The sequence below is a fragment of the Roseovarius albus genome (genome assembly GCF_900172335.1).
In the GTDB taxonomy this organism is placed as follows: Bacteria; Pseudomonadota; Alphaproteobacteria; order Rhodobacterales; family Rhodobacteraceae; genus Roseovarius; species Roseovarius albus.
In genome coordinates this window covers 47522-74029 of record NZ_FWFX01000016.1, presented here as the reverse complement: position 1 = coordinate 74029, position 26508 = coordinate 47522, and the positions used below count along the sequence as shown (strand labels likewise).

Genomic DNA, 26508 nt, shown 5'->3' with positions numbered 1-26508 from the left:
GGTGACAAAGCCAAGACCAACCCTTGTTGTGCTCGCCGGACCCAATGGAGCAGGGAAGTCCACGCTTTATGAAACCCGGATTGCCCCAAGTTTGAAGGCCCCATTTATCAACGCTGATATCATTCAGCGCGATGAATTGAAGAATAGCGATGTGGAGGCAGCTTATGAGGCTGCGCGGGTCGCAGCGCGGCGACGGGCGGAATTTCTCGCGCAAGGCCGTGGCTTTGTCACAGAGTCGGTGTTTTCTCATCCATCCAAGTTAGATCTGATCCAGCAGGGCAGGGCGGCCGGGTTTCGCATCATGCTGTTTCACATTTGCCTGGAGCATCCCGACCTTTCGGTCGCACGCGTTGGTGAGCGGGTGAAAGAGGGAGGGCACCCGGTTCCAGAAAATAAGATCCGGCAACGCTATGATCGAAACGGTCCGTTGATCCGACAGGCGGCGCTACATAGCGATGTGGCTCATATTTTCGACAACTCGCGACTTAATCAGCCACCTGAGCGCGTTATGTCGTTTACTGGGGGGAAGCTGAGCTTTGTAAATGTGCGTCTTCCGAAATGGGCTTTGAGAATTTACAGCGAAGATCTGCGAAACGCGTAGTGTCCTTAAACAATGTAATTTTCTACAGAATGGGCGGATTCCGATCATACGCTTTGCGCGCAAAAAGTGATGCTCAGAACGCTTTCCTAAACGGCGGTTGCTGTGAATGGGGCAGTCTATTCCAGCGGATTGATGGCTTCTACAGTCACTTGGGTCCCCGGGCGCAGCATGCGTGATGGGTTGGGGAAAGAGATCAAGACTGAGCCCTCGCCCGTTTCCGCGTTGATTTCAAAACCCAGTGCTGTCAATGTTCCGGTGTGCTCGTATGCATCTCCACCGGTGAATCTGAGTTCGAAATCCAACTCTCGGGCCTCGTCCATTGAAAATACGCCATCTCGAATGCGAGCCAGAACTTTTGCAACTGGAATGCGGGCGCGTATGTTGATCGGATCTAGTTGTGATATCCGGGCAATCGAGTGGCTTTCAGACACGATAAAATTGCTACCCTCATACATTTGAGGTGCAGAAATCACCCCGTCGGATGGAGCTGTCAGTTGGTGCAACGACAGCCTAACTTCGGCAGCGCGCACGTTAAGGAGGTTGCTTTCAACTTGAAGGGCTGCAACCCGAGCGGTCAATTTTGTATCGTTCACAGTCGAGATTGGCACGGCATCGCGTTCAAGTAATGTTTCGTAGCGCTCTAGGTCCGAAAGACTTTCTTCGTACTGCGCTTCCGCCAAATGCAAGTTGATCTTTGCCATTTCCAATTTTGCGCTGGCTTCGCGGTCGTTCAATTCGACGAGGAGGTCACCAGCGAATATGAGCATGCCTTCATTGAAATGAATTGCTTTGATGTGGCCGTTGATTGGAAAGGCGACATCCCATTGTCGTGCAGGTTCCACCACACCGGGCATGGCGCCAATTGGGCTTTGTGCCAACGTAGTGTTGGGGTGAGAGAAAATCAGAACTGCGATTGAAAGGTGTAGAGTGTGACTAAGTAGTTGCTTTAACACGAATCTTCTCCTCTATTTCTTTGGAAATACGAATGTGGCTGAGAGCCTAGTCCCCCAGCCATCGGGTCCTGATTGCGGGCTGTCTACATAATATCTTGCACCGGCTTGCAGCGAGACGCGTTGACCTCCAATGTTCACAAGCTTCGAGATCATGAGGTTTATCGGTGCGGTCCACTGTTCGGCATTCCAATCATAAGCCGATTCTGAATTTATCGAATAAGTCCAAGAGCCTGGCGTTGTATAAGTTAAGAACGGTTGGATATAGCTGGCATCAATGGCACTACTTTCGAATGACCAAATATGATTGGCCAGCCCCCCAATCGTCCAGGGGCCTCTTTGAGCCAGTGCCACACCAGTTAAGCCGCCCCCCCCCAAGGTCCGGTTTGGGCCGTTAATCAAATAGCTCTGTAATGCTCTAACAGCCACGCTTCCAACGCCCTGGCGGCGGGTTTCAAACGATCCGTAGGTGGTGTGACAATGTAATAGGGGTGGGTTGCAGGGATGCTTAGCTCGAACAACCGTATCAACCTTCCATCATTCAGATCCCTGTAGACCGTCGCCTCATCAGCCAGCGCAATCCCGTGTGCCGCTCTGGCGGCTTGGAGCGACAGGTGTGCGCTGTCGAACATCATGTCACGATTAGGCTCAGGGCTATCCACACCCGCGGCTGCAAACCAACGAGCCCACGTTTTTTCGCCGTAGTCGTGCAAGAGCGTAAAGCTTAGCAAGTCAGAGGCATGGCGTATCACATGTCGTGTGCCAACGAGCTGGGGGCTGCAAACTGGAAAGAATTCCGGGTGACCAAGGCGCGTCACCCGCATACCCGGATAATCGGAACTACCGTAAACTAGGGCCAAGTCTACGTCTTCTGTAGGCCGTGGAGATTGCCAGTTTTCTGACAGTACATGGGCCACCAAATTGTCATGCGAATGTAGAAAATCGCCTAGCACATCGACGAACCAATTCGCCCCAAGGCCTGGCACACAGGAAACCTTCAATTCACCTGCGATCTCTCCATGGCAGATCTCTTCCGCAGCTTGGCTCAGAACATTCAAACCATAGGTAACTTTGCCCAACAATCGCTCGCCCTTTACCGTAAGGCGCAATGGCTTGTGTTTACGGTCAAATAGTTGAGTTCCCAAAAGCTCTTCTAGCTTTCGGATCTGCTGACTTACGGCGCTATGCGTGACACACAGTTCTTCAGCCGCACGCACCATGTTCTTGTGGCGTGCAACAGTTTCAAACGCGCGCAGACCGCCGAGTGGAATATTGTGCCTTTTGATCGACATTCGACCTCCGACAGTAACGGGAACAGCAAAACAAAGGCCTCAAGTACAAACGGCCCCAATCGTTGCTTTGCAGTGATGCACATTTAATAATGTAAGTTTTTCTAAGAATAGGTGTCAAATATGATCGTTTTGTTTAGTCAGGTTGTCAACATAAACTGCCCGAATACATCAATACCTCTTTTCCCGATTGGAAAAACCATGACCAAACATGAGACGTGTACCAATTCCCAAGTTGCTCAAGTCAAGTGGGGCGTAACAGCTCAAACCGGAGTATTGACGGATGTTCTGCTTGGTAAACCAGATCATTTTCGGTGGGTGCCGCTAAATTCGATATCCGCCGTGACCTTGGCAAATATGGAAGAGATGGGCCACCGGTTCGATATGCAAGAAGCCATGAAACAGCATCAAGAGATGGTCGATGTCTATGAACGATGCGGGGTCAACGTGCATTTCGTCGAAGCTGACGAGGGATTACCATCTTCCGTTTTCACCCGCGATTCCAGTTTTATGACGCCGTGGGGCGCTGTCGTCGCATCGATTCAGACCCCACCACGGCGACGCGATTATGCGGTGGCGAGCGAATTCTACAACAAGGCAGGCGTACCCATTTGGAAATGGGTAACCGCAGGTCATTTTGAAGGTGGTGATTTCTGCATTTTAAAATCTGGTGTGGCGCTACTTGGATGGTCAGGGGACCGTTCGACCAAAGAGGGCGCTGAACAGGTTGCGGGCTGGCTTCGTGACAAGGATTGGGAGGTATTAGTCACGCCGATACCACCACAGTTTGTTCATGTGGATGCCGTTGTAGTGATGCTGGAAAAGGGGTTGGCTCTGGTGTGCGAAGACGCGCTGCAACCTTATGCGCTGGATTTCATCAAGGACACGCATGGCATTGAAACCATACCGGTGGCCTATGCCGACTGCGTGAAACTGGGTGGCAACCTAGTCAGCCTAGGCAACAAGCGCGTGCTCTCGATGAGCCACAATGTGAAAGTCAACGCCCAACTAAAAGAACGCGGGTTCGATGTTGAAGCGATTGACTACGACATGTTCGCCCTTGGTGGCGGTGGCGTTCATTGTTCCTGCCATGAGCTCCACCGTGAACCGGAAGACGGCTAACCTGCCCTGCAAAGTCGCTGAATTTCTTACTGCTGAGACCAGACATGGCCGCATGGGCAGCCATACAACAGCTTTCCTGTGCCCCGGTCATTTCTCTGACGGTTTTGGCTACGCGATTGATCTACGTCCGCTTATGGTAAGCTGCGGTGCAGCGCGTGACGGGCTGGCCAACGTCCGGAATGGGCCGGGAGGGTATTCGTTAGGTTTCGTGATGAGCAGGCATGTAAGCACAACTAAGACGAAAATCACCTGCTGGAACTGGCATTTGTGCTGTTGAGCGTTCCAACCGCCAAACCCGGCACAACGACGACCAAGGCCATGGTCTCAATGTGGCCGGGCATCTGACCTAGCACGGGCATCGCAAGCAGTGTCGCCACGCCTGGCGTCAGGGCGGAGAGGGCGCTCACCCCGATGCCTAGCAATCGAAGGGCTTGCGTGAAGGCAAAGAGCGAAACCAAGCCCGAGAGGGCACCTTGAAAGACGGTCTGAAACAGAATGTCTGGTATACTTGCCGAGCCGAGGGCCGAGAGGCCAGAGAGCATCCAGAATGGGGCGACAATTGCGGACGACACGGTGCCCACGATGGCTGTCGCCAGATAGGGGGATACACCGAGCGCACGCATTGTGACTGCGAAACAGGCCCAAAACAGCGCGCCCAGCAGAAACAAGACGTGACCAATCCAGATGTCGTCTGCGGAGGGGGCCACCGACACCTGAAAAACAACCACGGCAGATGCTGATAAGATGAGCAGGAAGGAAACCATTTGCCGCACATTCAATCGCTGGCCCAGAAACACCACACCAAGAACCGCCGCGAAGACTGGCATTAGGCCAGGGACCAACGCGCCCGCATGGGCAACGGGTGCAAAGCTCAACCCTGTTCCGACACATAGGGAGAAGGGCGCACCGTAGAGAGACAAAAGCATGCATCGTATTATGCCGATCCGGAACAACTGGCGTCGTCTGCGCCAAAGCAGTGGGGCAAGAAAAAGCGTTGGAATCAAAGCCCGAAACCCTGCCAGATCAAGCACCGAGAGGGTGGTTGTGCGCCCTGAAGTGGTCAGCACCAGCCAACTGGCCCAGATCAGGACAGCGACGGACATCCAAGCGTAGCCTACAACAGTCTCGTGGTCGAGATTGAACCGTTTCATAACACGCCCTGCCTTTTGTGCAGTGGCTGGGCATGCACCGCTGGGAGATTGGGGAGTAGCACACGACCGGCCTCACTCGGAAGCTCAAAACAGTCGGGCTGATGCAGGTGTGATGGACTGGCAATGTGCCGGGTTTCCAGCCTGATGAAGAATATGGTCTTGCGTGTTGGGTAGAACGGGTCAAAGCGATGCATTGGATACCTCCTTTGTACCGACGCGCCGGCAAGCGCGTCGGTTTGTGTTCTGAGTTCGATTGCGAGAGGAGCGCCTCGCGTCAGGATTGCGCGGCGCGGATATGGCTGACCTGCTGGCCCCGCATGCCCCAATTATCCAGCGGCACTTCGTCGATCACGACAAAGGTCGTTGCAGGGCTCTTGTTCAGAACCTTTTCCAGCAGATCGGTCACGCCAGCGACAAGCTGCGCCTTTTCCTCTGGAGATGGACCGATGCCGTTTGGACCGCCTTCCTGGGTTACTTTGATATTTACGTACGGCATGTTTTCAGTCCTTTCGTTCAACAAATGAGAAGACCTTGGTCAAAACTCGCCAGCCATCGTCCGTGTTGATCAGTGTAAGAAGGTCCTGATAGTTGCGGCCCATCATGGTCATGCGGGCCTCGACTATGCCGATGCGATCCCCTTTGAGCGTGACCTGCTCGATTGCCTCTTCGCGGAGATCGCCGCGGGTGGCAGGGGGTGTGCGGGCATCAATGCGTTCCATGTAGGCCTCCAGCCCCATGTGCTCATAAGTGCCCAACGTGCCGTTCACATAAGTCAGGTCGGCATGAAACACACCGCGCAAGACCTTGCTGTCCGAGTGATAGAGACCATCGAAGTAGCGGCCCATCAGATCCTGGATATCGGTGTGATCCGGCCCGGCCATCACGCCAGCCCCTCTGCGACAAACGCAGACTTGGTCGCGGGACGCGCGGCAATCCGGGCGACGTAATCCGCCAGCTTTGACCAGCCACTAAGGTCAATCGCTTTGAAGTTGGCCCAGTTGACAAGAACAAACGTGTAGGCATCTGCGACGGAGAATTGATTGCCGACAAGGAAGTCCCGCCCGTCCGACAAAACAGTCTCAAGATAGTCGAATTTGGTCTTAACTTTTGCTTCTGCCGCGTCCTTTTCTGCGTCGGTCGAATTGTCGGAAAAGAGCGGCCCCCAGGCCTTGTGCAATTCAGCGGCAGCGTAGTTCAGGAATTGTTGAAAACGCGCGCGTTCGATGCTGCCGATAGCGGGGGAGTAGGCGCGTGTCGCATTGTTGTCAGCGATGTATTGCAGGATCGCCACACCTTCGCTGAGGTTCTCACCAGCATCCGTTTCCAACGTCGGAACATAGCCGTTTGCGTTGATCTCGCGGTAGTTCCGGCCGCTTTCCGTCTGCCCGGCAGCGGTGTCGACCGCCTCGATGTCAAAGGTTGCGCCCACTTCATACAGCATGATGTGGCTGGCAAGCGAACAGGCACCGGGTTTGTAGTAGAGTTTCATAACAAGCTCCTTTTGTTTGCGTGTGAGACTGACCTAGCAACCCAATTGAGCAATTGATAATATCGAGTTGTCATGGTAATGATCTATTTTTAAGATCATATGGATCGCCGATGACCCTCGACCAACTTGTCGCTCTCGATGCCATCGTCGCCGCTGGAACGTTCCGCGCGGCGGCTGAGCGGTTAAACAAGGCACAATCCGCCGTCAGTCACCAAATCCGGAAGCTGGAGGCAGAACTCGGCTTCGATCTGTTCTCCCGTGACGCCTACCGCCCCAGCCTGACAGCGGAAGGCGAAGTGTTCTTTCGCGAAACGGTGCGGGTGCTGGAACAGGTGCGCGGTTTGAAATCGGTCGCCGCCGGACTTCGAAGCGAACAAGAACCGATGATTTCCATTGCCATGACCGCAACCATGTCTCTGGACCCGATCCTGCACGTGCTGGGAGAGGTCGGACGGCGATATCCTGGAACCCACATTCGGGTTGCCACCGAAATGATGGGCGGACCTCTGGCGCGGCTTATGGATGGCGAAGTTGAGATGATCGTTGCTGGCCTGGAAGGTGTGCCTATTGATCAGGTCGAAACCCTGCCGGTGGGTTCAGTTACAATCCGACCAGTCGCCAGCCCGGACTTCCCCGCCGCACAGCGTTCCGGGGTCCGCTCAAGACGGGAAATGCAAACCTACACGCAAGTCATTGTGTCCGGTACGGGCAGCAACGAATTCGAACAGAGCAGAGACTTGCTGTCGGGCGGGCAGCGCTGGACTGTCTCTGACTTCGCGGCGAAGAAATCGGTCATAAAGGCAGGGTTGGGATGGGGTGGCATTCCCGATCACTTGATGGAGCAGGATTTGACGAAAGGTGAGCTCGTTCCCTTGACGGTGGAGGGTTATCCCTCAAGACATACCGAGATTTTTGCTATCAGACGACGAGATCAGACGGCTGGCCGTGTAATGTCGGAGATCTGGACCGCATTTGGCTTGCTGTCAGCAAAAAACTAGAGCCAACGGTGGACACATTGTCTCCGGCTTGGGTGCCCCGCATTTTGATGACAACGTTGCAAAAGCTTGCCTTGGCAACACCGCCAGGTTTGGCAGCTTTGTCCGCAAACTGGGTCGCAAACGCAGTACCGCGACTATCCGCCCAAGGTCAGCTCTGGGCCTCCCATGCACTCACACCTTGCTGTCAGTTGTTGCGCTGAATCTTAGGGCCGCTCGAACTCCCATAACAGACAGAGCGACACTGTTTGGCGAGTGTTCGCATTGAGCTATACCGCAGTCATTTGGGTTCTTAAGTCCCTCTCGAGCGGTACGCGTCGTCCTATCTATCATCGCCGTGCGTAACAAGTCGGAAGCGTCCAGCAATTTAGTGCCAATACTTCAAGGTTGCCAAACCGGTCAGCGATATGGCACGCTTTCGCCATTGCTTGACGGATTTGAAAATGTTTTTTCGCCAGAAGGACAACCTCGTCAATGCCATCCGTCTGCTTGTCGCGATGGGCGGGTTTGTCGCGGCTCCCGGCCCAAAGTCAGGCCTCTCGGTTTACGATGCCATTCGCAAGATAGCCGCTCACCCACCGAAGTCGATCGTAACCATGGCTGACAAGCTAACAGAGGCGGCGCAAAACACCTTGGACCGCACTCCAGACGCTCCGAAGGACGCAGATATCCTTTTCGTCCAGATGGTCGATGCTGGCCTTCTGACGCCACATGAGATCACAGAAAATAGCATGGACGCCGAGGTTTGCACCGAGGCGATGATCGCCAAACTCTCCGACAAGACAGACCCGACTGGCGAGATGCGCCGCCCCGAGATGCGCAGGCTATTCATTAAAATTACTCGTTCCACCCTCGCTCCGCTGTTTCGCACGAAGGAATACGCGGCTGATCTGACACCTGCCTACATGGCAGAAAGTTTGCAAACGGCCCATCGAACCGAGCGCAAGATCGATGACGTCGCAGCGAAGCTGGACAATCTTGAGGCGCAATCCAGAGGCACCCTCGATGCTCTTGCGCTGCGTTTCGGGGAGCTTGCACCGGAGGAAATGACCCTCGCAAACCTTCAATCATTCCTTATCGAGAAAGCGAGCGACTACCGTGCCCTCCAACAAGAATTGGAAACACTCCGCGGATCTGCGCCTCGTATTGAGAACGTGCTTTCAGCGGTTGAAGCCTCAATAAGAGTTCTCGATCTCGAAGAAGCTGAACGCCTCCTCGCCTCGGTGCGCGAGGCAAGTTCTGGCGCTCTCAGACAGCCGCTGGAGGACAACGCGCGATTGATGGAGGCGCAAGCGCGCATCGCGCTGATACGTCAGAGACCAGAGCGGGCATTCACATTGCTTTCGAGTGCCGCCGACAGCTTCGCGGTACTTGATCCGCTTGAACCTTCTCGAAGGCGTCTCTCCTATGCGCGCGCCTTCTACGAATATGGCGAGCGCTTTGGTGGTCCTGTGACCGAAATTGCCGAACGCATTGCACATGCGATTCTGACCGTTGTTGACGCTTCCAACCCTAGGCTATTTGCCGAAGCGCAGAACTTGCTCGGCCTCTCTCTCTTGTCTCAGGGCCGGTATGCCACCGACGCCAACGGAAGCGACCTCCTGAACCGCGCTATCGAGGCGTTTATGATCACTTCAAACACTGCGGAAGGACACTTGCGCGCGGCGTCACTTGACCACATTTCGATGACCCGGATGACGCAGGCACATCGCGCAAAGCCACCTGTTCGCCAAGACTTGCTTCGCGCAGCTATCAGTGGATCTAGTGAGGCGATCGCATTGTTTGGCGATGACCGGCCGTCGGTTGCACGAGCGCTTAACAATTTGGGTAATGCCCATCTGTTGCTCGCCGACGAATTGGATGGCACCGAACTCACTGAGACCCTCGACCACGCGTTCGCGGCACTCGACCGCGCCACACGACTTTTTGGTGACCTAGGAGATGTCATGAACATGGCCGGCGCGAGGTTTGGCGTCGCGACGGTCATCGAGCGGCAAGCGAAAATCTATGACGATCCGGTGCGCCGCAAGCGGGCCATCGACGAGTTCAATAAAGCGTTGCAATTCTACCTTGATCGAAAGATGCCGCAGGATGCGGCAATGGCCTCTGGCGCCTTAGGTTCTGCCCTGCTGACCCACGCAACGAATGCTCCTCCCGAACACATCATATCACTCTTAACCGCCGCTGAGGCCGCACTTGGCGATGCCGCTGCACATTACCGGAACACAGAGCAACCCCTGCTTGAGGTTGCGCTATTGCGCAAGCTGTCCATCTCGAAAGAAATGCGTGCTTTATCTTTGCCCACGTTGGAAGCCGCAGATTTGTTACATCAATCGCAGGCACATCTCAAACGTGCGTTAGAACTCGGTGCAGCTGGCTGTGAAGTTGACGAGCTTCACGCTGCGAACGAACGGATTGAGAAAAAACTTGCTGGACTTGCCTAACGATGCGTCCTTAATATTTGCAAAGGCATGCAATACCGAGGTTTGAGACCTTAGGAAGGCTTTGCAAGTCACTTCATGACTGTCAGCTCGCACCGTCGTCCTATGTCGGCTTTGAAGAACCGCCCGGAGCGAGCTTGAACGGCGGCTTTGGGGCGGAGTGTCGGCGATCTTAAATATTAGCAATTTCTTTTTGAGAAATACGCCGGGCAAGAGCGGCGATGTGTTCTGTAGAAGAACCGCAACATCCTCCAAGATGCGTTATACCGAAATTCTCGAGTAATGCTGCGATGTTCCTGCCGAATTGATCAGGTGCTTCAGTATCTATCTCCGTGAGCCCGTTTAGCTCCTCAGGCGTTTTCGCTGATGTATTGGCATCAATGCCCTGCAACCGTTCTGCGGCTGTAGGGTTGCTGTCGCGAATTGCTGTGCAAACTGCAGAAAAAACGGATGCGTGAACACAATTGACTGCATAGTGCATTGGCGACCAATGCGTTTCTTGATCAATCGTATCGATCGCCAAATCCAACGGTGTTCCGTCGAGGATGCAGCCGTCTGGTCGAATGACAAAACTCAGCACATATGGAAGGCCAGTTGTTTGCATCACTTGGGCAATTCCTCTGGCTTCAGCAAAGCTTGGTAGTGTCAGTGCTTTTAGGAAATCAACACCCGCCTCGGCCAATTCGTTGATCTGTGGCTTGTGGAGCTCGCGCGCTGCATCGATGTCCGGTGCTTCGTTTGGCAGATACCCATCTCCGTAAGGTCCAGTGACACCAGAAATGACTATCGGCGAAGCGCTTGGCCCATAGCTGTCACGCAGTTTCACCATGAACAAAACGGCATCTGCATTTACAGATATCCCGGCATGAGCGGATTTTTTGACACGGGCATCCCCAGCACGCCAAGTCGGAGTGCCACAAGCCATTGGTATCTGGTATTTTTGTCCAATATCGAGATATTCGCGATGGGTATCTCTAAGTACTTTTCGACCGATTTCATCGTACAACATACCGGCATGGGCGATTTCAGGGTCAAACGCGCTACTCCCACCTCGGCGCAGCCTTTCGTACATCGAGCCTTCACCGAGAATAACGGGAAAGTTGTTTATGACCATACCAAGCACTATGCATCCCTAAAATTTTGCTGTGTTGTTCAATGAGAATATACAACATGGATCCGATCACCAAACAGCTTGTTTTGCAACAGCCCAAGCCTAATCCAGTGTGAAGAGTTCTTGGCGTTCTCGGACACCGCGAAGGCGATATTGGCCAAGAGAAACCAAATCAGGAACGCTTTCCAACAGTGGAGCGGCAACCTTGTCGGAAATTACGATGTCGTGATCGACGGCGCTGCACATGCCCAATATACGTGCGGTCGTGTTGACCGCAGGGCCAATCACCGTGAAATCAAGTCGGGTTTTACCGCCGATATTCCCATAGAGGACATCACCGGCATGGAGAGCGAGCGTAAAATCTGTAGTCGTCAAACCATCTGCCACCCGCCGCTCATTCAGACATACAAAGGCTTCGCGTAGTTTCAGAGCGGCCTCAACTGAAACGCGTCGAGCATCAGGAACCTGATTTATGTCGAAAATGGCTAGCATGCCATCGCCCATGAACTTCAAGACATTCCCACCATGGCCTTCGACAACCTCCACTGCCACGGCAAAGTAGTCATTCAACATTTCGATAATCACGGTCCCGGGCAAGGTTTCTGACAGTTTGGTAAATCCCTTCAAATCGAAATCCCAAATTACCGCTGGGATCGTCTCAGTGGATCCGCGGGTGATATCCCCGGACAGGACTCTCTTGCTTGCATCACTGCCCAAGTATGCGGCCGTGATATCTTCGGCCATAACCCGGTTTGCAGCGGATTTGAGGGTCAGGCAAAGAGGTGGCAATAGCTGGCGCAAACCATCCAGGTGGGCATCGGCAAAACCATCTGGCGCATCAGTTGTCAGGGATATGACCACGCCCTCTTCTGGTTGCATCGGGTCAACAGGGGTTGCGTTGTCCTCGCGAAGAAACAACCGCTTTGCGGCAAAAAAATCAGTGGATCCATGTTCGCGAAAGTTGTCAAAGATTGGGAAGTTCAAGTCTGGATCCGGCACCGTCAGTCTTTGCCTAATCTCTTCGGTGTTGTTGCTCAACAGATGGTAAATTGGGCTTAGTAAGAAATGTTCTTCTACTTCTGTAGTGCGAAGAAAATCTTCCCGTTCGTTTTCGCCATCACGGTTCCAACGAAAGGCGACGGCACCTATCTCAGGGTGGTGTGCTTGCATAGACACGCTCATGCGTTGCAAGGGTATGCCGACCGTGACAAGCCGGTTGCAGCAGGCCTCGAGCCAAATCTCGACGGGCGTGCTCTCAAGTCCCTGTTGGATTAGCCAATCCGTGAGATCATTCAACGCCGCCGTTATCTCCCAGTTTTCGGAAATTGGGGCTGCCATGTTGTCCTCTTCTCGTGTTCAGGTCGACCTAACATCATCGCTTTTAACTACGATGCTGCTCAGCCAGGTTTAAGAGTGTGCCGCTTGCTATACAGACGGTTTGCACTCCACAGCCAATCTTTCAGACACAACAGCACTTTTGCCAGCATGCGCTACATCTAGCAATTCTTACTTCTCCGGTCATTTGCCGCATAACAAATCATATCTGCAACGACCATTTCCAGTAAGGTAACGAACGATGGCAGAGTCCCGCTGATGTGAGTTGATCTTGCTTCGATTGCGCATACGCAGCGAAGGTCAGGAATGATGGGCCGCTCCGCAGCATCAAAGACCAGTTTCAGATGACGGCTTTGGGCCGATCACGTGGGTGGTTCTGACCTTCAGATTTCTACTGCTTCCGAGATTGGTAAAGCGTCTTTGCGATAGTCATGATGATTTCTCCTATCCACCACATCGGCAACTTTATATTCGCAAGATCAGATAGCACGCCATGTAATTTCTTGCATGCTGACTAAGGTCGGGCAATTACTTGTCAATGACGAGAGAACCACAAACTGCTGTGACAAAATGAGGCTTGGTGTTTGCGTAATAAATGCCCGCAAACAAACATTCAAACATCCGCATGATTGCTGACCTGAGACACCTATCAGAAACTCTTGTGTAACAACGAAAACAATCCGCGTTTCTTGGCTAGCGTTTGTGCTTTGTCGCGTAAGCTATCACTTTCGTTCAGGCATTGAGCTTTGAAAATCATTGCCGCTGGCTCAAGCGCAAGGTCGGGGATTTCGCGCGATTTTATCAATGCCTGATCCGTCAGTTCGCAGGCCTGTTCTGTGTTGTTGTCCAATAGAGCCAGCTCCGCGCGGCGCAGAGTAATCCAGGCCAGAAACTGATTTAATTTCAGCCGATTGGCCATTGTGTTTTGATGGCTTAGATATGTCCTAGCATCCGTTAGACGGCCAAGGGAGATGTAGACCGGAACGATGTCGCAAGCGAACCAGACCTGAAAAATGGGCGCATCGATCTCTTTGGCACGCGCAATAGCATCCTCAAGGACTGATAGGGATTCGTCAGTTTCACCCTTAGCCAAATAAACTTCGCCAAGTCGGTGCAGCGCGAAGATCAAATCCAAGGGGCGGCCCGTGCCCGTGGCGATAGAGAAAGCCTGTTCGGCATGGTCCTGCGCCTGTTTTAAATCTGCGTGTAAAGCATACGCATGTGCCAAATGGCCATGACACCAGATAGCCCGCGTCCCTGTGTGGCCGAACCGTTCGGTTGGGTGGGTTTCCCAAAACGGCAGCGTGGGTTCGAGCGTGGCAATTGTTGACTTCCAATCTCCCATGAGTGATTGCGCCTGACCAAGGGCGAGTAACGCTTCCACTGATGTTTGATGACCCTGGGTCGCTGACGCGGCGGCTTTCTGGGCGTAGGTCACGGCTTCATTCAATCGTCCGTGCGTGCTGAAAAGATAACTTTTTCCAATTTCAATTGATGCGGACAGGACAGGGTTTTGAATGTCATTCGCCACTTCTTCCGCGCGGTTCAGCTCTGCCAATGCCTCTTCATAATGTCCAAGCGGAACCATCACTGGCCGCTGTTTGAGGGAAACTTCGACACGACGTTCAATTGTCGATTCATTTGCAGGAAGCCTTTCCAAAGCCTGTGTCGCTGCGCAATAGGCTCTGCTGGCTAGATCATAGGAGGAGAGATCGGCGTAGCGATCACCGGCTTTGACGCACCAATCGACCGCCTCTTTCCAGCGCTCTGCATGTAGGGCGTGATGTGAGATTGCCGGAACCAAATCCAATCTGACGCTGGGATTTTCCGCTAGGTACTGGTCCATCGCCGCCGAATGCAGTCGCATCCGCTCCGCTAATGGTATCGATGCATAAACCGTGTCATGCAGCAAGGCGTGCCTAAATCTGTAAGCGTTGCTTCCGGCGCGTCGAAGAAGAAGCTCTTCTTTCCGTAATTCCGAAATGGCGCTGTCTATATCTTCTTCACTCAAGGTGGTGAGTGCTCCGACATAGCTTGCGTCGATCTCGGAGCCAAGAATGGCAGCGCACTGCAAGACCATTCGCTCGCGTGGGCGTAGGGTTTGTACATGGGCGGAGAGAACATCGCGGATTGAGGCGGGAAGCGCCTCGCCGCGCTTCATCGCGCGTGCAGTTTCAACCAGAAAATACGGAACGCCACCGCACCGCTCGATGATAGCTTCACGGGTGTCGTCGCCCAGGCTATTATCGCTTGCGACCTGGCTCAAAAGAGCTTGTGCTTCTTCTATCGAAAGCGGACCCATGCGAAGGAGGCGAAAAAAGCTGCGCCCAATCCAGTTCGGTTGAAATTCAGGCCGGTATGTGGCGATCACAAATAGTGAGAGCGCAGTTAATTCATCTACCAGACGATCCAGCAAAGCTAGAGATTCTGGGTCCATCCAATGGAGGTCTTCCACCACTAGTATGACGGTCGACTCCCGCGCAATTTCAGCCAATGTTGATATCGCCAACCGATGTATCTGGCGGCGTCTCAAACCTGATGGTGCATCGCTCCAGGAGGGATCGTCGATTGGCAAGCACAACAATTCGCGGAGCGCGGGTATGTCTTGCTTCTCGACCAGTCCTGAAGATACGACGCGAGAAACGGCGTTTTCCCAATTCTCATTCCCTTGCGGGGCAATCCATCTGCGAAACAACCTTGTGACGGCGGAATAGGATTGCTCGGATTCGCGTGCCTTGGCTTCAAGAAGCACGTTGCGGTTTGGGGTTTCGGCGATGAAAGCTTCAACCAGGCTGGACTTTCCTATTCCAGCCTCGCCCATAATCCCAACGATGCGGCCACCTCCCATGTGGGACGCTTCCAACGCCTCAAATAACGCAGTCATCTCGGTCTTCCTCGCGACGAACGAGAGCGCTTGCCGCGTCTGCGTCTCCAAATCCCGCTCTTTCAGCCGAATGCCAGCATTTCCTGCTTCGATGGGCCATCCCAACCGCGCTGCAATTCCTGTCGACGCCATTGGGCAGCCGACAGGAACCGCTTCCACCAACGCGGTGGCTTCATCCACAAGATGACCGATTGCGGAGGTATTTCCCGCGTTAAATGGTATTGATACATCCTGAATAATATCGCCGGTCACAACCGCCAGTCGAGCTTGTTCATCAAACTCTGCGTTCAATTGAAGGGCGGCTAAAGCCGCGTTTTCTGAATGTCGCTCTACGCTTTGGCGGGCTCCAAAAACACAGGCTAGCGATCCGCCGACAGGCGACATGATTACGGCATCACGTTCCTGAAGGCTCCCCTTGAGCTTTTCACTTGCCGTTTCGAGCCACAGCGCGATACCTTCAGGATCGTTGATTGGGTTTGCCGGTCGCAACAAAACCAACGAAACCGCGCGCCGTTCGCGGAACTCAGATCGGTCTTCTCCGGCGTCGGGCAGTGCTTCTTTAGAAAGCGCGGGGACCATTTGAGAACCAGCCTGCAGAGACTCGTAGAGTTCGATCGTTTCTGCTTCAGGCGCGATCTCAAGCTCTTGGCGCAAAGTCGCCTCGAAGTTTTGGTACGCCTTTAACGCCGCCGGGCGCCGCTTAAGACCTGATAAAGCCGACATTTTATTTCTGAGCGCTTTCTCATTCAAAGGGTCCAAACCAAGCAACGCGGCGGAAATGCCATGCAATTCTTCAAATCTTTCAGCTTCAAGCGCAACGTCCAAAGCTGGCGTGAGCACACTGGTTAATCTCAATGATATTGCCTGGCTTTCCATTCGCACCCAATCTTCAAATGCGGCATCCACCCGGCCAACACCCACTAGCAACTCGCCACCATAAAGCGTTGCTGCCACGGCGGGCTCCTTCTCCAGCGAATCTAGTAGTTCTCTAACGTCCGATCGCCAACACCCAGGCTCCAACCCAATCATCTGCCTATTTGCCTCAAGCGGCGCAGCGCCCGCCGCTTCGAGAACTTTTTGGGTATGATAGATCGCTTGGCGCAAAGAGGCGCGGGCTTGATCTTCGCCGCGTTCGCCCCAAAACAGGGCCGCGCAGGCCTCGCGGCTGATGCACCCACCGGGCGATAGCGCCAGCACCGCCAATAGCAGCGCAGAGTGCCGCGTGGGAAACGCCAATCTGCGTTCGCCGCAGCGTATTTCCAGCCCGCCCAGTACGCGGATATCCAGAATCTCTGTCTCGATCATCGCACAAAATTCTCGCTTTCAGCTGATTTTAGCGTTGATTTAACGTTTGGGCGATGCCGAATGCGGTTGGATTTGACGATCTTGTGACGGTGAGGATGTCAAAAGCTCTCCACCTGCCGCGTTTAGTCAGGCGAACACAGGAGAAAACCAATGCGACACGAAAAAATTACATTGCCCCAGCTATCGGGCGAAATATTTATGTCCGACGGAGGAATTGAAACAACGCTCATATTCGAGTTCGGTTTCGAACTCCCGGATTTTGCGGCCTTTCCGCTGCTGAATACCGTTGAAGGTCGGGACGCGCTGAAATCCTATTATCGAAAACACGCATCGATCGCACAACGGCATGAAAGGGGTTTTATATTTGAAAGCGCCACCTGGCGCGCCAGTCAGGATTGGGGTGATAGACAGGGATATTCGGTTGAGGCCATGGCCGATGCGAACCGCGCGGCGATCAAACTGATAGAAGAGGTGCGAGAGGAGTTTCCGGAACTCAAAGCGGTAATTTCCGGCTGTGTAGGGCCACGTGGTGACGGATATGACCCGGGCGAGTTGACGACGCCTAGCGAGGCTGAAGCATATCATGCACAACAAGTAAGAACATTTGCCAGCACCCATGCGGAAATGGTCAGCGCCATTACAATCACCAATACGCCCGAAGCCATCGGAATTACGCGCGCAGCTAATTCAGAGGGTTTGCCAGTCACAATTTCATTCACCGTAGAAACGGATGGTCGCCTTCCAACCGGCCAGCCGCTGGGAGAGGCAATTGACGAAGTCGACGCCAAAACCAGGAACGGCCCGGCCTACTATATGTTAAACTGCGCCCACCCTGACCATTTTCGCGATACGCTTGCCAACGGCGGCGACTGGTTGCGGCGGTTGAGCGGCATTCGCGCAAATGCCTCCAGACAGAGCCACGCCGAACTTGACGAAGCCACAGAACTCGACGATGGCGATCCGGTTGAAACCGGTCGAGATTATGCCGAGCTGCGTCAAATGCTGCCGCATCTTGTCGTGTTTGGTGGATGTTGCGGAACGGACCATAGGCATATCGAACACGCCGCTCGGGCGCTTGGCGCTGAATGAATTCGGAGAATCAAGATATGTTTGATAAATCTACAAACATGCGGCCTCTCGATATTGAGAGGTCGCGCCGATCGGAAGCGAAAGCGATGGTGCAAATTTCCATCAGACGGGCCGAGGTGCGCGACATCACTGCCGTCCACGTCATTTTGACTAGCGCTCATGTCATCGAAGGATCGATGCGCGTTCCACATGCGCCGCTTTCGACAACCGAAGACAGATTGAAAGAGCACGCCGACCGCGTGCAACTGGTCGCGGAAACTGATGGTGAGGTGGTGGGTTTCGCAGAAGTGCTTACGGACTTCGCCAACCCTAGAGGCAGGCATGCCGCGATACTAAACATGATTGCCACGCGTGAAGACATGCAATCGCAAGGCGTTTGTACCGCCTTGCTGGAAGCAATTGTTGAACTTTGCAGAGATCACTGGGGTTTGAGGCGCCTTGGATTGATTGTGTGGTCTGATAACACGTTGGCTATCAAGCTTTATGAAGCGAACGGTTTCCGGCACGAAGGTGTACTAAAGGACTACGTTCGATCCGGCGCTATTTACAAAGACGCTCATGCGATGGCGCGGATTTTTCCCAAGGGTTAGTTTTAGTGACTATTGAACAGCGGAGATTGCTGCCCGCTGTTCAATCGTTTGCTTGCGTGTGCCCAGCACAAATCACTCAAGGCCTTACCCTCAGCCTTTTCCGGTATAACGATGGGCTCTTCCCCGATACTCGTACATATCTACAGGAATCTTACACTTGATTTCCCGAGCAGTCTTTGACGCGCCTAGCGTTATCGCCGCAGAATGGAACGCCTTGAAACCGAGCATTGGTCGTCAGATCCGCTTGATGAAATGATGATCCTGACACGCATGGGCCCGGATCAAGTCCGATGGGTCCGTTGCACATGAGCGCGATGGTGACATGACTTACGTTGAATCAGACGGAACTGTGTTTCAGAAAACTGAGTTTGGCGAAGCGATGATGTCAGGTGGATTCTGTCGCGAAGTTTATCAATTTGCGATGGGAGGCGATGTTAAGCATTGGCATTCTCAAACCTCAGTCACAATTATCGGTGACAATTGTTCGAAATAAATCTGCGTTTTGGCAGCTTTAGTGGTTCAGTCTATGTGAAATACTACAAATTGTCCCTGGAATGTAGCACTCTGTTATCGGCGGGTTCTTGCCGATCTTCTGGAATTAGTGCATACGCCTATTCGGACCGGCAGTGCTGTAAATGGTATTTATTTAAGGCACGAACAAAGTGTAATCGCCGGTCCACGAATTCTCCTCCCGTCAGTCCTGCGCCTAACATTATCCCCTCCCGGCCAATCCCAAAACTTTGCGACAGAGCTGACGCGGGTGGTTACAACCGCGCGTGCGGGGAAGCCTTGACAGGCACCAGTGTTTTTCTTCCAAGTGGGCCGTAGAGGGGCTTTGGGAGGAGACCAGACATCATGCGTGTAGAACGTAAAGATCACCTCATGACATGGACGCTTGATCGCCCGAAGCAGTCCAATGGATTGGATGAGGCCACAATGGCCGAGATGGATGCAGCACTCAGCACTCTGGAAGATCGGGCGGCAAACCTGAGCTGCCTGCTGATCCGAGGCGATGAAACCGTTTTTTCCACGGGCCTGGATGCCGGTTTGCTTGAGATCTGCTTTGCCGATCGCGCCATGTTCACAGCTACAGTGCACCGTATGGGGAAGTTGCAAGACCGGATTGCGATGCTTCCACAGGTGACCATCGCCTGCGTGGACGGTGATTGTCGCCTCGGAGGATTGGAGCTGGCACTGGCCTGCGACTTAATCGTTGCGGGCACCGGTGCAAAGATCACTGATGGGCATCTTGAATATGATGCCATGCCGGGCGGCGGCGCAACCAAACGGCTTCCGCTGCGTCTTGGATATAGCGGTGCTTTGCGTTTTCTTCTTGAGTCGCCGCTTCTTAATGGGCAGGAGGCGCGGGCCATCGGACTTGTCGACGATGTTGCACCGGGCCTCGCACACGACCGTGGAACCGAGATTGCCGGTATTGTGACCGAACGGGACCCCGAGCTTATCCGCAGTATCAAAGCTAGTTTGCGCGCCGCCAGCCCGGTGCCCACGGATCAGTCATTTCTCCAGGAATTCCAGCACTCGGTGATTGACCGGTTGATCCCTGAGTAACTTCAAATACGACAACGCCTGCTCCACTGCTAATGTATTGAATTCGTCTCGCGGCAGCCGCTGGTATCCAGGCTGTGGAATTGCGCGCATGTCGTCTACAGCCTTTCTAGGCTATAACTTTAACTTACTCGCCTGGTACTCGATGGCACTTGCGAGCCCCTTCAGATGGCGCTTTTCTTCAACCGTCAACTCCCCCAAGCGGCTTTCCGTTTCCTCGAACAACACCTCCAGCTCCTTCATCTTTCCCTTCAGTCCATTGAGATGAGCGGCGCGATCTTCTTCTGTCAGCATCTGCCTTATCCTTTGTCCAACGCGACGTGGGGAAATCCTACTGGATTTAGGTCGGTAGTAATAGGGTAAGTAAGAGCATGTTGGCACGATGCAATTGAAGTTCAAGTTCTCAATCTCTGATCTTTGCAAATCACGCGCCCCTGGCGCGTGACCGCGTGCTCGTCTGAACCAGCTGCGCCGCGTGACGTACAGATCAAATTTCGCTCCGACAAAATTGTGCTGCGACGCGATCCCGGCATCAGCTGGCAGGGCATTGTGGTCGAGGACGGTCTGATCTCAGTGCAGGTGGGTGGTACCTGGGTGCGGATCAACTCCGATAGGTCCGTTGCACATGAGCGCGACGGGGGCATGACTTACGTTGAATCGGACGGGGCCGTGCTCAAGAAAACCGAATTCGTGGAGGCGATGATCTCCGGCGACGGGGTCGAGTTGTCGCGCCAGACGCCCACCACAATCGCCGCGATCCGCGAGGATGGTGTGCTCGCGAAATCGCGGGATTGACGACTGGCAATTGATGGCATCGTATATCGAAGTTGTGCAATAGAGTTGCCTGTGAATTTGGATAGTCAGCTTGCAAAATACTACTGAGTAGCATATATTGCTACTGGTAACAGGAGACCTGCCATGAGTGTTAAAGCATCCATTTCTCTGACGGAAACTCAGGACGCTTTTGCCCGAGATTTGGTTGGGCAGGGCCGGTATCCGAGCCTGAGCGCGGTACTGCAGCAAGGGCTCGAGTTGCTGCGCGAACAGACCGAAGCGAAAAACCTCGAAACCGAAGCGCTGCGCGCGCTCATTCAGGAGCGGCGGAACGCGCACTTTGTCGATATGGATGAGGGTCGTGCCAGAACACGCACCATGCTGGCGCGCAAAAAGGCCCAGCATGGCCTATAGGGTCGAGCGGTCCGAGGTATCGGATTGCGATCTGGAAGCCATTTTCGATTTTCTCTACGAGGCAGCACTTGGATTTGGCGAGGATGCGGCAACCGCGTTCGAGCGCGCCTCAACGCGCATTCTTGAAATCGAAGATGCAATGGATCGTTTGGGCGAGGTGCCGCATCAGGGCACGCTGCACCCGGATTTCTATGACGGGTTGCGCAGTGTCACCAAGGGCCGCGCCATTTTCTATTTCGATGTGGATGACACAGAGCATCTTGTTCGGGTCCTGGCCATCTTCTTCGGTGGGCAGGATCATCAACGAAGCATGCTGTTGCGTTTGTTGTCGTCAATGGACCCGGCTTAAGTCGCGAAGCCCCCTGCGCTCAGTCCATTCTACACCCGCCACCGAATGCCGAAGCCTGTCTTTGGTGTCTCTGCAGGTCGAGACAGAACCCCGATCCGCAGGGACTGGCGCTCCCGCTGGGGCAGCCAGGTCCTGACCGCGCCGCGCAACGAGCTACGGCTGCTGACAAGTTAATCCAAACTGTCGGCGAATTTCGATCAATGCATTGAATCGAGGCAGTTTCCAGTTGCAGCGCGGCGGAGAATACACCACTTCAATAGCAACCCTTGGATGTATCTGAGGTGGCCCACTCGTCCGAATTGATCATTCAAAACAGGGAAGTCATGTAATTGCTGAATAAGAGCGACCTTCGCCGGTTTGGCTGGAAGAATGGGCAATGAAGAACATCATCATCGCCAATAACAAGGGCGGGGTTGGCAAGACGACAATTGCCAGCCAGATTGTCTATGCGTTGGCAAATAAGGGCCATTCGGTGATTGGCGTCGATCTCGACAGCCAGCGCAATTTCACCGGATCGTTCGAAGACGTCACAGACCTGGGTAGCGCCCTTGATTTGGTGACCAAGGGAAATCCCGTAGTGGGTGAATTGAATGCCGGTGACATTGGTATTGTCTCGGGCCACAAGAATCTGCAGGCACAGAATTCTGATGACGTTCTGCTCAATGTCCGAAACGGCCTGTCCAAAAGCACCGGGGCCGACTTTTGCGTGATCGACGCACCGCCCAGTTTTTCCGAGGTGGTCTACGGGGCGTTGCTTGCATCGGATTATCTGTTGGTGCCGATTGAGCTGAAACGGTTTTCGCTCGATGGCATCGAGGGCGTGCTGGAGGCCTTTATCGCGGCACAAGAACACAACCCAAATCTCGCGCTTCTGGGATTGCTGCCGTCGCGGTTCGATGCGGTGAAACAGGGTGAACGGGATGCGCTTGTCGCACTTGCGGAGTCCTTCGAGCGCTTGATTGTGCCGCATGCGATCCGCAACCGAACGCTTATGTGCAGGCCCAGGATGCCGGGCTTGCCCTATCCGACATCAAGACACGCAGCGGCAGAGAAGCGGCGGCAGAGTTCGGCGCGTTCTTTGAGTGGTTTTATGAAAAAGTTACAGGAGAGACATGCGATGGCGCGCAGCCTGACAGACACGCTGGAAAAATTAGCGGCCTCTGGAAAACTGGATAAGTTTTCGGGAGGCAAGCAGTTGGATGAGGACGGCGCATACCAGATCGACCTTGCCAGTATCGAAGCCGATCCTGACCAGCCGCGCCGCATGTTAGATGAAGGCAAATTGCATTCGCTGAGTGAGAGCATCGCGGCGCAAGGTGTGCTGCAGCCGATCACAGTGCAACCGAAGAACGCCGACGACAAGCATCTCATCATCATGGGAGAGCGCCGTTGGCGAGCTGCACAGCTGGCAGGGCTGACACCCATTCCCGCCATTGTGCGCGAGGCAACTGCGGAACTGCGCGCAATACAGCTGACAGAAAACGTTCAGCGCGCCGACCTGACGACGATGGGGATTGCCCAGGCAGTCGATCAGATGCGCGAGGATGGCAAGAAACGTCCAGAGATCGCCAAAGCCTTGGGCTGGAGTGAATCCGCGGTTTCCAGATACGCAGGCATTGCAAAAATGCCGGATGAATTGCAGGCGCTGGCACGTTTGAGCGTGCCTATTCTCGCATTGTCCGATCTCAGCTCGCTGTGGAAAAAGGATGAGCGCGCCGTGCGCGCGTTTCTGGCGGCCACGCCGACAGAGAACATCTCGCGTGTTACTGTCGCTGGCTTGCGAGTCGAGATCGACGCGGGGCAGGGCGCGCATTCAACTGACGAGTCCGATCAACGGGATCAGCCCGTCTCAAGAGCGGCCAAACCGTCGCGGTTTTTGAGCGAGATCGCCCCTGACCCAGAGCCAGAGGCGATCTTTTCACTAACCGGTCCCGTCGCCATTCTTTGCCGGTATCGCGCCGACATCGGCAGAATTCTGACCGACCGCAAGGCAACATCAAACACGGCCCTCATGGTCAGCTTTGCCGATGGAAACCGTATCGAGGAGATTGCTCTCTCCGAGATCGAGCTGCTCGAAGTCATCGATGCGTGAGGCGATCTCAGTGCCCGACTGCGATCCATTTCCGGAAACCACACCCTGCCAAGCAGACGGCAAAACGGCCGTGTCTGGGAAATGTGCTCCCGGAGCACAAAAACGATGAAGGAAGTGACTAATGCAGGATAGGCGAAGCGCCAGCAACATTAAATGAAATCAATCAAATTACCCAAATCAAAACTCGCTGGAACCCTGCTTTCACCGGAGCGTCATGCGCAGCTCAGGGCCGCGGCAGAAGCGGAAGGGTTGACCGTCTCGAAGTATCTCGGGCGTTTGGTGGAGCTCGTGCTCGAGGATACGTCTCCCGTTGGCATTCAATCCGATGTTCCAACCAAAGCGCGTCGGGAAGGCAAAGTGACCGTCCGGCTTGGTCAGGAGGTTCGGCAGGCACTGGAACGAGAGGCGCAAACTCAGCACGTGCCAGTCTCAACCTGGGCGGCACGGCTTCTGACTGCGCGCGTCAGGTCCGCGCCACAACCGGTGAAGGGTGAGCGCAAGATCATTCAGGCGGCCTTTCGTCAGCTTCGCGGCATGGCGACCAACCTCAACCAGATTGCCGCGGTCATGAACCGCGGTGTGTTTACCGGTGACACCTACGCGCCAACGAAGGATGAGCTACAGGTGTTGCGCCGCGATGTTCAGGTGCTGAGGGCAGACCTGACCAAATACGCCGGAGGGCGGTTTGCCTTCCAGATAGGCGAGGACGTGAACGATGAGTGACTTTAAAGCCAAGCTGGGGTTTGAGGATTGCTGGTCCAATACTGGGAAAGGACGCTCAGTCCGATCACCAGCGGCGGGGAGTTTCTCGACAGGCAAGACTGAGAATGACGGGCAGGGGGGTGATGGCGCGGAAAAGAATCCTGCGGGCGGTTCTGTGTCGGGTGGGGCCGGGCGGTCAAATGCTCAATCCGCGTCGATCAGCACGGAAATCCATCGGGGCTCGCGGTGACGATATATCGGGCCGCTCAAAGAAGCCGGATATACATCAGCAATCGTAAGCGCCAAACCAGAACCAATCAGACCATTGCAATTAAGCGGGGTCCATATACATCCACACAGGACGTTCGCTACGGGCGCGAAAGCTGAACGGGGTTGAACTGACACATCGCGGGACATTGCAGTCATTGCACTCTTGGGCGTTTGCTGGCACAGCGCTGGAAATCCTGTTTTTGGTCATTCAAAGACATCGATCTGAGCAGGTTCGCAACCATGCTTTCGCCGCTGCCAGAACCGGCTAGACAATTAACGGACGTTGCCGCGACTCCTTGCTGATGCAGTGAACTGTCGCGCCGCTTCGCCACTTCAAACCACGCAGTCGGAATGCGCTATTTCGCTTTGTTCAGATGTGCCAACACCAAACCCAAATGTGCTTTGTGAATCGAAGCGGTCAGCTTGATGTCGCCCAATTCCAGACTGCGGTACAACAATTCCATCTCGTGCTGCAATTCGTCGATCTGCGCTTCGAAGTTGATGTCATCCAAGAGTAAAAACCAGAACCTGGCCGACTGATAAAAGAGCGTATCATTGAATTCTCTGAGGATTTGGTTGCGGACCAGACCATGGAGTATTTCGTGCAGCCGGATGATGATACGTGCGAATTCTTCTTTGTCTGGCGCAGTTCTGAGCTGGCGGCACCGATCGGTCAGTTGTTCGACCATTTCGAGCTTGGAGCCGTCGATGTCGACCGGTGTCGAGTCTGCAACGGCATCCATGAGGTGCATGCGAACGACGTAGATGTCTCGCATAGACTGCAGATCGATGGGGGCCACGATGGTTCCGAGCCCATGTTGGCTTATGATGAAGCCGTCATTTTCAAGGCGTTGCAGAACGGATCTTAGGGGCGTGCGGCTAATTCCGAACTCTTGGGCCAGGTCACGTTCATTCAGCCGAGAGCCCGGCGTGTAGTTCAGCAGGCAGATGCGTTTTCGCAGAATTTGATATATCTCTGCTTTGCTGTAGCGAATGACTTCCGAACTGCTCTCGGTATCATGTAGATTATCCATCAACAAACTTACTCCCTGTCGAGGCTGCGGCCGAGTGTGGTGGCGATCACAGCCTTGCCTTACCAAACATCCCGGATCAAACTGATCGTCAACATCTTTAGGTCCCGACCTGCAATGTTGCCGACTGATTTCGCAACAATGCGATCACGCTTAGCGGCGTGATCAGACCGGTTGCCGGGTTGTCAAGGGACGGGCGACCCTGAATCGCGACTGTGAAATCCGAACTGTCCGAGGTGACGCGCACAGTGTGTGTATTGCGCTCGAGCGTTGAGTCGGCCCAAACTTCCATGCGCGTCCGATCGGGCCCGATACCCGCAAGGCTGAGTGCGGCGGCAACATTGACGTTGGCAGGAAACTCGCGGGCCACTTCGGTGACCGATCCTTCGATAACCCTGACCGCTTCGGTGATCCCGGCGAGATCGATACCCGCTTTCGCTAGGTAAGGCGCCTTTATCAGACCGGCGACAGGTTTGCGGGTTTCGATCACGACCGATTGGATTTCACCAACCGCAGCCGCCTTGAGGGCATCAAGCCCCAGCATAGCTCCGGATGGGACAACGATCCGCGCGCCTTGCTCTTGCGCGTATGAAATCAGGTTTGGATGCTCTAACAGCTGGCTGCAGGACAAAACGATCAGTGTCTTGCCGGCTGATAAGACGGGACGCGCCAAATCAACGAATTGTGCCGGGGGTAGGCACTCCAGTATCCAATCGCACTCTCGCGCCAGGTCTCCGAAACTCATGAAAGGCGCAGGTTTGGACAAGGTCGCGTTCAATTCATCCGACCGCGCCTGGCTGCTTGCTGCGACACCTGCCAGATGAAAACCCGGTATGTCACCTTGGTCCAAGGCTCGCGCCACCTTGGCACCGATTGCGCCGGTTCCGGCAATGCCAATATTCTGTATATTACCCATAGGCTTCCCGACTTGGTGGTTTTTGCCTCGCAATCAAGGGTT

26 protein-coding genes are annotated in these 26508 nt (G+C 54.2%); 14 read left to right on the top strand and 12 right to left on the bottom strand.

What is annotated here, in order from left to right:
* Position 1: 1 nt before the first annotated feature.
* Positions 2-601 carry an ATPase gene (locus ROA7450_RS18700; RefSeq protein WP_085807501.1) on the top strand — a complete coding sequence of 200 codons (600 nt, stop codon included), beginning with the start codon at positions 2-4 and terminating at the stop codon, positions 599-601.
* A 116-nt stretch (positions 602-717) separates the two neighbouring features.
* Here the strand turns inward: ROA7450_RS18700 and ROA7450_RS18695 are convergent, their stop codons facing one another.
* A complete protein-coding gene (locus tag ROA7450_RS18695; protein ID WP_143534531.1) occupies positions 718-1554 on the bottom strand; it encodes an efflux RND transporter periplasmic adaptor subunit in 837 nt (278 codons plus the stop codon).
* 395 nt (positions 1555-1949) lie between these two features.
* Positions 1950-2843, bottom strand: a complete 894-nt coding sequence (locus ROA7450_RS18690; protein WP_085807480.1) for a LysR substrate-binding domain-containing protein — start codon at positions 2841-2843, stop codon at positions 1950-1952.
* Between the two features lie 198 nt (positions 2844-3041).
* On the opposite strand from ROA7450_RS18690, the gene ROA7450_RS18685 reads away from it, so the two are divergent.
* The gene (locus ROA7450_RS18685; protein WP_200812986.1) at positions 3042-3962 is read left to right on the top strand and encodes a dimethylarginine dimethylaminohydrolase family protein; all 921 of its coding nucleotides are present in this window, start codon (positions 3042-3044) and stop codon (positions 3960-3962) included.
* A gap of 245 nt (positions 3963-4207) precedes the next feature.
* On the opposite strand, the gene ROA7450_RS18680 is transcribed toward ROA7450_RS18685, so the two are convergent.
* The 4 genes from ROA7450_RS18680 to gstA all read right to left on the bottom strand — a co-directional run bounded on the left by ROA7450_RS18680 (position 4208) and on the right by gstA (position 6602).
* Positions 4208-5113 carry a DMT family transporter gene (locus tag ROA7450_RS18680; protein ID WP_085807478.1) on the bottom strand — a complete coding sequence of 302 codons (906 nt, stop codon included), beginning with the start codon at positions 5111-5113 and terminating at the stop codon, positions 4208-4210.
* 274 nt (positions 5114-5387) lie between these two features.
* Positions 5388-5609 carry a tautomerase family protein gene (locus tag ROA7450_RS18675; protein ID WP_085807477.1) on the bottom strand — a complete coding sequence of 74 codons (222 nt, stop codon included), beginning with the start codon at positions 5607-5609 and terminating at the stop codon, positions 5388-5390.
* Between the two features lie 4 nt (positions 5610-5613).
* On the bottom strand, positions 5614-5994 hold the full coding sequence (locus tag ROA7450_RS18670; protein ID WP_085807476.1) for a nuclear transport factor 2 family protein: 381 nt from the start codon (positions 5992-5994) through the stop codon (positions 5614-5616).
* On the bottom strand, positions 5994-6602 hold the full coding sequence (gstA, locus tag ROA7450_RS18665) for a glutathione transferase GstA (protein WP_085807475.1): 609 nt from the start codon (positions 6600-6602) through the stop codon (positions 5994-5996). Before gstA ends, ROA7450_RS18670 begins: the two co-directional genes overlap by 1 nt.
* A 110-nt stretch (positions 6603-6712) precedes the next feature.
* On the opposite strand from gstA, the gene ROA7450_RS18660 reads away from it, so the two are divergent.
* Positions 6713-7600, top strand: coding sequence for a LysR family transcriptional regulator (locus ROA7450_RS18660; protein WP_085807474.1), 888 nt, complete (start codon positions 6713-6715; stop codon positions 7598-7600).
* Between the two features lie 440 nt (positions 7601-8040).
* Positions 8041-10041: a hypothetical protein gene (locus tag ROA7450_RS18655; RefSeq protein WP_143534530.1), complete on the top strand. Its 2001-nt coding sequence runs from the start codon at positions 8041-8043 to the stop codon at positions 10039-10041.
* 169 nt (positions 10042-10210) lie between these two features.
* Here the strand turns inward: ROA7450_RS18655 and ROA7450_RS18650 are convergent, their stop codons facing one another.
* The 3 genes from ROA7450_RS18650 to ROA7450_RS18640 form a co-directional block, all read right to left on the bottom strand.
* The gene (locus ROA7450_RS18650; RefSeq protein WP_085807472.1) at positions 10211-11152 is read right to left on the bottom strand and encodes a homocysteine S-methyltransferase family protein; all 942 of its coding nucleotides are present in this window, start codon (positions 11150-11152) and stop codon (positions 10211-10213) included.
* A gap of 99 nt (positions 11153-11251) precedes the next feature.
* Positions 11252-12487, bottom strand: coding sequence for an adenylate/guanylate cyclase domain-containing protein (locus tag ROA7450_RS18645; RefSeq protein WP_085807471.1), 1236 nt, complete (start codon positions 12485-12487; stop codon positions 11252-11254).
* A gap of 646 nt (positions 12488-13133) precedes the next feature.
* On the bottom strand, positions 13134-16673 hold the full coding sequence (locus ROA7450_RS18640) for an ATP-binding protein (protein WP_085807470.1): 3540 nt from the start codon (positions 16671-16673) through the stop codon (positions 13134-13136).
* A 150-nt stretch (positions 16674-16823) separates the two neighbouring features.
* Here ROA7450_RS18640 and ROA7450_RS18635 point away from each other — a divergent pair, with 150 nt between their 5' ends.
* From ROA7450_RS18635 to ROA7450_RS18625, 4 genes are all read left to right on the top strand, one after another.
* Positions 16824-17762, top strand: a complete 939-nt coding sequence (locus ROA7450_RS18635; RefSeq protein WP_085807469.1) for a homocysteine S-methyltransferase family protein — start codon at positions 16824-16826, stop codon at positions 17760-17762.
* 17 nt (positions 17763-17779) lie between these two features.
* A complete protein-coding gene (locus tag ROA7450_RS18630) occupies positions 17780-18352 on the top strand; it encodes a GNAT family N-acetyltransferase (RefSeq protein WP_159454103.1) in 573 nt (190 codons plus the stop codon).
* Positions 18353-18674: 322 nt separating this feature from the next.
* Positions 18675-18845 carry a hypothetical protein gene (locus ROA7450_RS21345; RefSeq protein ID WP_234999594.1) on the top strand — a complete coding sequence of 57 codons (171 nt, stop codon included), beginning with the start codon at positions 18675-18677 and terminating at the stop codon, positions 18843-18845.
* Between the two features lie 362 nt (positions 18846-19207).
* A complete protein-coding gene (locus ROA7450_RS18625) occupies positions 19208-19921 on the top strand; it encodes an enoyl-CoA hydratase/isomerase family protein (protein ID WP_085807467.1) in 714 nt (237 codons plus the stop codon).
* Between the two features lie 111 nt (positions 19922-20032).
* Here ROA7450_RS18625 and ROA7450_RS18620 read toward each other — a convergent pair whose 3' ends face one another.
* Positions 20033-20212 (bottom strand): hypothetical protein, encoded by a 180-nt coding sequence (locus ROA7450_RS18620; RefSeq protein WP_085807466.1) that lies wholly within the window; start codon positions 20210-20212, stop codon positions 20033-20035.
* A 147-nt stretch (positions 20213-20359) separates the two neighbouring features.
* On the opposite strand from ROA7450_RS18620, the gene ROA7450_RS18615 reads away from it, so the two are divergent.
* From ROA7450_RS18615 to ROA7450_RS18585, 6 genes are all read left to right on the top strand, one after another.
* Entirely contained in the window at positions 20360-20713 is a 354-nt protein-coding gene (locus tag ROA7450_RS18615) for a hypothetical protein (protein WP_143534528.1), read from the top strand.
* 123 nt (positions 20714-20836) lie between these two features.
* The gene (locus ROA7450_RS18610; protein ID WP_085807464.1) at positions 20837-21106 is read left to right on the top strand and encodes a ribbon-helix-helix domain-containing protein; all 270 of its coding nucleotides are present in this window, start codon (positions 20837-20839) and stop codon (positions 21104-21106) included.
* A complete protein-coding gene (locus tag ROA7450_RS18605; protein WP_085807463.1) occupies positions 21096-21455 on the top strand; it encodes a type II toxin-antitoxin system RelE/ParE family toxin in 360 nt (119 codons plus the stop codon). The genes ROA7450_RS18610 and ROA7450_RS18605 overlap by 11 nt, the downstream gene beginning before the upstream one ends.
* Before the next feature lie 376 nt (positions 21456-21831).
* On the top strand, positions 21832-23547 hold the full coding sequence (locus ROA7450_RS21340) for a ParB/RepB/Spo0J family partition protein (protein ID WP_234999593.1): 1716 nt from the start codon (positions 21832-21834) through the stop codon (positions 23545-23547).
* A gap of 153 nt (positions 23548-23700) precedes the next feature.
* Positions 23701-24270 carry a plasmid mobilization relaxosome protein MobC gene (gene mobC, locus ROA7450_RS18590; RefSeq protein WP_085807461.1) on the top strand — a complete coding sequence of 190 codons (570 nt, stop codon included), beginning with the start codon at positions 23701-23703 and terminating at the stop codon, positions 24268-24270.
* Positions 24263-24499 (top strand): hypothetical protein, encoded by a 237-nt coding sequence (locus ROA7450_RS18585; RefSeq protein WP_085807460.1) that lies wholly within the window; start codon positions 24263-24265, stop codon positions 24497-24499. The genes mobC and ROA7450_RS18585 overlap by 8 nt, the downstream gene beginning before the upstream one ends.
* A gap of 376 nt (positions 24500-24875) precedes the next feature.
* Here the strand turns inward: ROA7450_RS18585 and ROA7450_RS18580 are convergent, their stop codons facing one another.
* Both ROA7450_RS18580 and ROA7450_RS18575 read right to left on the bottom strand, forming a co-directional pair.
* Positions 24876-25553 (bottom strand): GntR family transcriptional regulator, encoded by a 678-nt coding sequence (locus tag ROA7450_RS18580; RefSeq protein ID WP_085807459.1) that lies wholly within the window; start codon positions 25551-25553, stop codon positions 24876-24878.
* A 97-nt stretch (positions 25554-25650) separates the two neighbouring features.
* Positions 25651-26466 carry an aspartate dehydrogenase gene (locus tag ROA7450_RS18575; protein ID WP_085807458.1) on the bottom strand — a complete coding sequence of 272 codons (816 nt, stop codon included), beginning with the start codon at positions 26464-26466 and terminating at the stop codon, positions 25651-25653.
* Between the last annotated feature and the right edge of the window lie 42 nt (positions 26467-26508).

What these genes read in the sequence shown, in the direction of transcription:
- ROA7450_RS21340 (WP_234999593.1), top strand. Translation starts at nt 21,832, where the DNA reads ATGAAGAACATCATCATCGCCAATAACAAGGGCGGGGTTGGCAAGACG.
- ROA7450_RS18650 (WP_085807472.1), bottom strand. Translation starts at nt 11,152, where the DNA reads ATGGTCATAAACAACTTTCCCGTTATTCTCGGTGAAGGCTCGATGTAC.
- ROA7450_RS18585 (WP_085807460.1), top strand. Translation starts at nt 24,263, where the DNA reads ATGAGTGACTTTAAAGCCAAGCTGGGGTTTGAGGATTGCTGGTCCAAT.
- ROA7450_RS18690 (WP_085807480.1), bottom strand. Translation starts at nt 2,843, where the DNA reads ATGTCGATCAAAAGGCACAATATTCCACTCGGCGGTCTGCGCGCGTTT.
- ROA7450_RS18655 (WP_143534530.1), top strand. Translation starts at nt 8,041, where the DNA reads ATGTTTTTTCGCCAGAAGGACAACCTCGTCAATGCCATCCGTCTGCTT.
- ROA7450_RS18645 (WP_085807471.1), bottom strand. Translation starts at nt 12,487, where the DNA reads ATGGCAGCCCCAATTTCCGAAAACTGGGAGATAACGGCGGCGTTGAAT.
- mobC (WP_085807461.1), top strand. Translation starts at nt 23,701, where the DNA reads ATGAAATCAATCAAATTACCCAAATCAAAACTCGCTGGAACCCTGCTT.
- gstA (WP_085807475.1), bottom strand. Translation starts at nt 6,602, where the DNA reads ATGAAACTCTACTACAAACCCGGTGCCTGTTCGCTTGCCAGCCACATC.
- ROA7450_RS18685 (WP_200812986.1), top strand. Translation starts at nt 3,042, where the DNA reads ATGACCAAACATGAGACGTGTACCAATTCCCAAGTTGCTCAAGTCAAG.
- ROA7450_RS18670 (WP_085807476.1), bottom strand. Translation starts at nt 5,994, where the DNA reads ATGGCCGGGCCGGATCACACCGATATCCAGGATCTGATGGGCCGCTAC.
- ROA7450_RS18640 (WP_085807470.1), bottom strand. Translation starts at nt 16,673, where the DNA reads ATGATCGAGACAGAGATTCTGGATATCCGCGTACTGGGCGGGCTGGAA.
- ROA7450_RS21345 (WP_234999594.1), top strand. Translation starts at nt 18,675, where the DNA reads ATGACTTACGTTGAATCAGACGGAACTGTGTTTCAGAAAACTGAGTTT.
- ROA7450_RS18575 (WP_085807458.1), bottom strand. Translation starts at nt 26,466, where the DNA reads ATGGGTAATATACAGAATATTGGCATTGCCGGAACCGGCGCAATCGGT.
- ROA7450_RS18680 (WP_085807478.1), bottom strand. Translation starts at nt 5,113, where the DNA reads ATGAAACGGTTCAATCTCGACCACGAGACTGTTGTAGGCTACGCTTGG.
- ROA7450_RS18605 (WP_085807463.1), top strand. Translation starts at nt 21,096, where the DNA reads ATGGCCTATAGGGTCGAGCGGTCCGAGGTATCGGATTGCGATCTGGAA.
- ROA7450_RS18620 (WP_085807466.1), bottom strand. Translation starts at nt 20,212, where the DNA reads ATGCTGACAGAAGAAGATCGCGCCGCTCATCTCAATGGACTGAAGGGA.
- ROA7450_RS18675 (WP_085807477.1), bottom strand. Translation starts at nt 5,609, where the DNA reads ATGCCGTACGTAAATATCAAAGTAACCCAGGAAGGCGGTCCAAACGGC.
- ROA7450_RS18635 (WP_085807469.1), top strand. Translation starts at nt 16,824, where the DNA reads ATGCGACACGAAAAAATTACATTGCCCCAGCTATCGGGCGAAATATTT.
- ROA7450_RS18660 (WP_085807474.1), top strand. Translation starts at nt 6,713, where the DNA reads ATGACCCTCGACCAACTTGTCGCTCTCGATGCCATCGTCGCCGCTGGA.
- ROA7450_RS18580 (WP_085807459.1), bottom strand. Translation starts at nt 25,553, where the DNA reads ATGGATAATCTACATGATACCGAGAGCAGTTCGGAAGTCATTCGCTAC.
- ROA7450_RS18630 (WP_159454103.1), top strand. Translation starts at nt 17,780, where the DNA reads ATGTTTGATAAATCTACAAACATGCGGCCTCTCGATATTGAGAGGTCG.
- ROA7450_RS18610 (WP_085807464.1), top strand. Translation starts at nt 20,837, where the DNA reads ATGAGTGTTAAAGCATCCATTTCTCTGACGGAAACTCAGGACGCTTTT.
- ROA7450_RS18625 (WP_085807467.1), top strand. Translation starts at nt 19,208, where the DNA reads ATGCGTGTAGAACGTAAAGATCACCTCATGACATGGACGCTTGATCGC.